Here is a 3,222-nt window from a genome sequence, read left to right as displayed (position 1 = left end):
GGTAGCCGGCCACGGCCAGAAGGCCCAGCAGCGCGGTCATCGAGGGGTAGCCCTTGCTCATCGGAGGTCTCCGTTTGTGGGGGTGAACAGGTCTTGAGAAGTGAACAGGTCTCGGGGAGTGAACAGGCTTGGGGGGGGCGAGAAGGGCCGGACCGGCAACGATCCAGGCTCGCGTCGTCAGCCCGCCGCGGCGGCCTCCGTCGATGTCGTGCGCCCGGCCAGATCGCTCGGCTCGGCGGCATACTGGCTGGCGGCGATGGTGCGCTTGACCGTGGAGCGGGCCGCATCGATGGCGATGGCGGCCGCCGACAGGGTGCGGGCCTCGGTCGGGCGTTCGAGGGCGTGCTTGGCGATGTCGCCGGCCAGATCGTCGATCTCGCGGGCGAGCTGTTCCAGGCGCGGCGCGTCGGCGCTGTCCTGGGCCTCCTGCCGGATCTCCAGCAGACGATCGGTGGCCTCCTCGATGCGCTCGCGGCGCAGGCGCGACAGGCGCTGCCCGACCCAGGCGAGCGCCGAGCCGATGCCGCCGCCGAGGAAGGCGACGAGGTAGATCCAGGTCTCGTAACGCTCGACGAAGCCCTGCTGCTCGCGCTCGAAGAAGTCGACGGCGCCGGGATGGATCGGCAGCCGCGCGCTCGTCGCGCCCGCCGTGCTGTCGTAGTTCGGCGCCTGCACGTAGTCGGCCGCCGGCGTCACGTTGGCCATGCCGCTGCGCATCTCGAACAGGTGCTGGGTGACGTCGGCCGCGACCGGTCGGGAGAGGGTGGTGCGGGCCATCAGGCGGTAGGAGGCCCCCACGGTATGGACATCCTCGGCCGGCACCTTCGGACTGCCGCCGAAGGTCTCGGCCGGCATCGTCACGGCCTGGAGGCGCGGCAGGCGCGCGATGATGGCGTCGGCGTTCTCCACGTCGACGAAGGCGACCTTCCCGCTCCGGCTCACCCCCTGCACGATGCCGACGATGCGCTGGGCGGTGGGCGAGGTCGGGGCGATCACCGAGACCACCGCGTCGATCCGCTTGCGGGTGAAGGCGCCCGCGAGCTCCGCCTCCGTCATCTCCACCAGCGCCACGTGGCGCGGCGGCACCGGGCCGTCGGGCTCCTTGTCGAGAAGAGTCAGGCCGTAATGCTCGACCATGGCCTTGATGAGCGCCTGGTCGGCGTCGCGATGGGCCAGGATGGCGAGGCGCTTGCGCTCGAGCTGCGGGAACCGGGTCAGCCCGGAGCCTTCCGGTGAGGCGATGATCATCGCTTGGTCGCGCAGGATCGCCAGGGTCAGGCCGTTGTCGGGCAGGTCGACGTCGGGACGCACGACAGCGAGGTCGGCCCGTCCCTCCTGGAGGGCGGCGGCGCTGTCGCGCACGTCGTCGAGGGCCAGGACCTTGAGGCGGATCTCCTTGTGGCGCTTGGCGAGGGCGTCGGCATAGGCCTGGATCAGGGCCGGCTCGGTTCCGTCCCGGGGCGCCACCGCCACCGTCAGAACCGTGGCGCGGGAGACCCAGTAGGCCACCCCCGCCGCGAGACCGAGGAAGACGGTGAGCAGCAGGAACACGAGCTCCGGGCGCAGGAGGACCTTGGCGAACTTCATCGAGGGTCGTTCGCTCCCGCCCGCCCGGGGCTCCGTCCCCCCGTCGCGTCCTTCGGACCGGCCATCGTCGAGCCCTACGGGCAGGAATGCCGTTCGCCGTCGTTGCCGAGATAGGTTCCGCTGGCCGCATCGTAGGAACGGAAGCGGCGGGCACAGGCGGCCACGGCCTCGGCCGGCACCCCGCGCGGAGCGGCCTGGGCCTGCGAATTCGCGATCGCCCCACCGATGATCGCGCCCGCGGCGAGGCCGGCCACGCCGGCGCCGACCGCCGCGCCCACGCCGGGTCCCCGGCGATAGCCGTAGCCGCGCCGGTAGCCGTAGCCCCGACCGTAGCCGCGCCCACCGCGCCAGCCGTGACGGTGACCGTACCGGCGAAACTGCATGTACGCGGTCGGTACATCCGCGTGCGCCAGGGCCTCGACGGCTGGGCCGCCCGTCGTCGGGGCTGCCTGGGCCGGGAGCCCGACCAGGGCAGCGGCGACGGTGGCGGCAAGGGCGAGGGTCAGCTTCATCGTGAGGTGTCTCCTGACGGATGGTGGAGGTGCGCTGGGGATGGGCTCAGTAGCCGCGCCGGTTCGGCGGGACGGCGGAACGCCCGCCGAACCGGCGGCTGACATAGGCGATGACCTTCGGAAGCAGGAAGGCGGTGAGGAGCTTGCGGATCATGGGATGGTCTCCGGGACTGCGGGATCAACGATTGCGACGGGACAGCCAGCCCACCGCGAAGGCGACGGCGGCGAGGCCGAGGAGCGTGGAGGCGCGGTTGTCGTCGGCGTAGCGCACGGCCTGTCGGCCGTAGGTCGATCCGCGCTTGGCCGCGTGATGGGCGAAGGCGCGACCGTCATCGATGAGGTTTCCCGCCCGGTCGCGCGTCTCGTCGACGAGGTGACGCCCGTCCTCGATCAGGTTCCCGGCGCGGTCGCGCACCTCGTGGGCGATGTCGCGTCCGTCGTCGATGAGATCCTCGGCCCGGTCGCGGGCGCGACCGTAGGCGTACTGGGCACCGCCGGCCACCTGGTTCACGGCGCCGCGCACTTGGCGCGCCGGATCACCGGTGAGGCCGCCGACGGCGGTCTGCGCGCGGCCCTTGAGGTGGCGCGAGGCGCCGCGGAACTGGTCTCCGTTCATGGGGAAACTCCTGGGTTCGAGGGGGGATAAGGGGCGGCGGGACCTTGGTCGGGGCTTCGGCCGCCGTCCGGAATCAGTGCTTGCCGGTGACCTTATCGACGGCCGAGGCGATGCCGTCCTTGGCTTCGCCGACGGTGCGCTGGGCCTCGCCCTTGAGCTCCTGGGCCTTGCCTTCGACCACGAGCTTGTCGTTGCCCGTGACCTTGCCGGCGGCCTGCTTGACGTTGCCGGCCGCCTCGTTGGCGAGACCCTTCAGCTTGTCGGTGGTGCTGCTCATGGGATGTCTCCTTGTGTTCGGATGACTGGGATGGGTTGGCCGGCCGGTCGCGGGGACCGGCCGGGACGAGGGCTCAGACGCGGCGGGCGTCGTAGCTGTCGGCGAGGGTGAGGCGCTTGGGAGCGCCGAGGCGTCCGCCGAGGAAGCCGGCGAGCGCGCCCAGGATCAGGGCGAGCGCGCCGTAGAAGGCGCCCTGGGTGGCGGCGGACTTGGCGGCGACGGCCGCGGCT

The 3,222-nt window shown here is 72.0% G+C and carries 4 protein-coding genes; all 4 read right to left on the bottom strand.

Translation table 11 applies throughout. From position 1 onward, the window contains the following. Positions 1–177: 177 nt before the first annotated feature. Positions 178–1,587, bottom strand: a complete 1,410-nt coding sequence (locus tag ASF20_RS03975) for a TAXI family TRAP transporter solute-binding subunit (protein ID WP_056217799.1) — start codon at positions 1,585–1,587, stop codon at positions 178–180. A 74-nt stretch (positions 1,588–1,661) separates the two neighbouring features. Further along, positions 1,662–2,099, bottom strand: coding sequence for a BA14K family protein (locus ASF20_RS03970; protein WP_056217796.1), 438 nt, complete (start codon positions 2,097–2,099; stop codon positions 1,662–1,664). A gap of 178 nt (positions 2,100–2,277) precedes the next feature. Then, the gene (locus ASF20_RS03965; protein ID WP_056271079.1) at positions 2,278–2,715 is read right to left on the bottom strand and encodes a CsbD family protein; all 438 of its coding nucleotides are present in this window, start codon (positions 2,713–2,715) and stop codon (positions 2,278–2,280) included. Positions 2,716–2,788: 73 nt separating this feature from the next. Next, on the bottom strand, positions 2,789–2,992 hold the full coding sequence (locus ASF20_RS03960) for a CsbD family protein (RefSeq protein WP_056217792.1): 204 nt from the start codon (positions 2,990–2,992) through the stop codon (positions 2,789–2,791). Positions 2,993–3,222: the final 230 nt, after the last annotated feature.

It is taken from the genome of Methylobacterium sp. Leaf88 (assembly GCF_001422795.1).
In the GTDB taxonomy this organism is placed as follows: Bacteria; Pseudomonadota; Alphaproteobacteria; order Rhizobiales; family Beijerinckiaceae; genus Methylobacterium.
Note: the sequence above shows the minus strand (reverse complement) of the source record. Positions and strands in the feature narration are given on the sequence as shown.

Excerpts from the sequence above, each read along its gene's own strand:
- ASF20_RS03975 (WP_056217799.1), bottom strand. The coding sequence starts at position 1,587 with ATGAAGTTCGCCAAGGTCCTCCTGCGCCCGGAGCTCGTGTTCCTGCTG.
- ASF20_RS03970 (WP_056217796.1), bottom strand. The coding sequence starts at position 2,099 with ATGAAGCTGACCCTCGCCCTTGCCGCCACCGTCGCCGCTGCCCTGGTC.
- ASF20_RS03965 (WP_056271079.1), bottom strand. The coding sequence starts at position 2,715 with ATGAACGGAGACCAGTTCCGCGGCGCCTCGCGCCACCTCAAGGGCCGC.
- ASF20_RS03960 (WP_056217792.1), bottom strand. The coding sequence starts at position 2,992 with ATGAGCAGCACCACCGACAAGCTGAAGGGTCTCGCCAACGAGGCGGCC.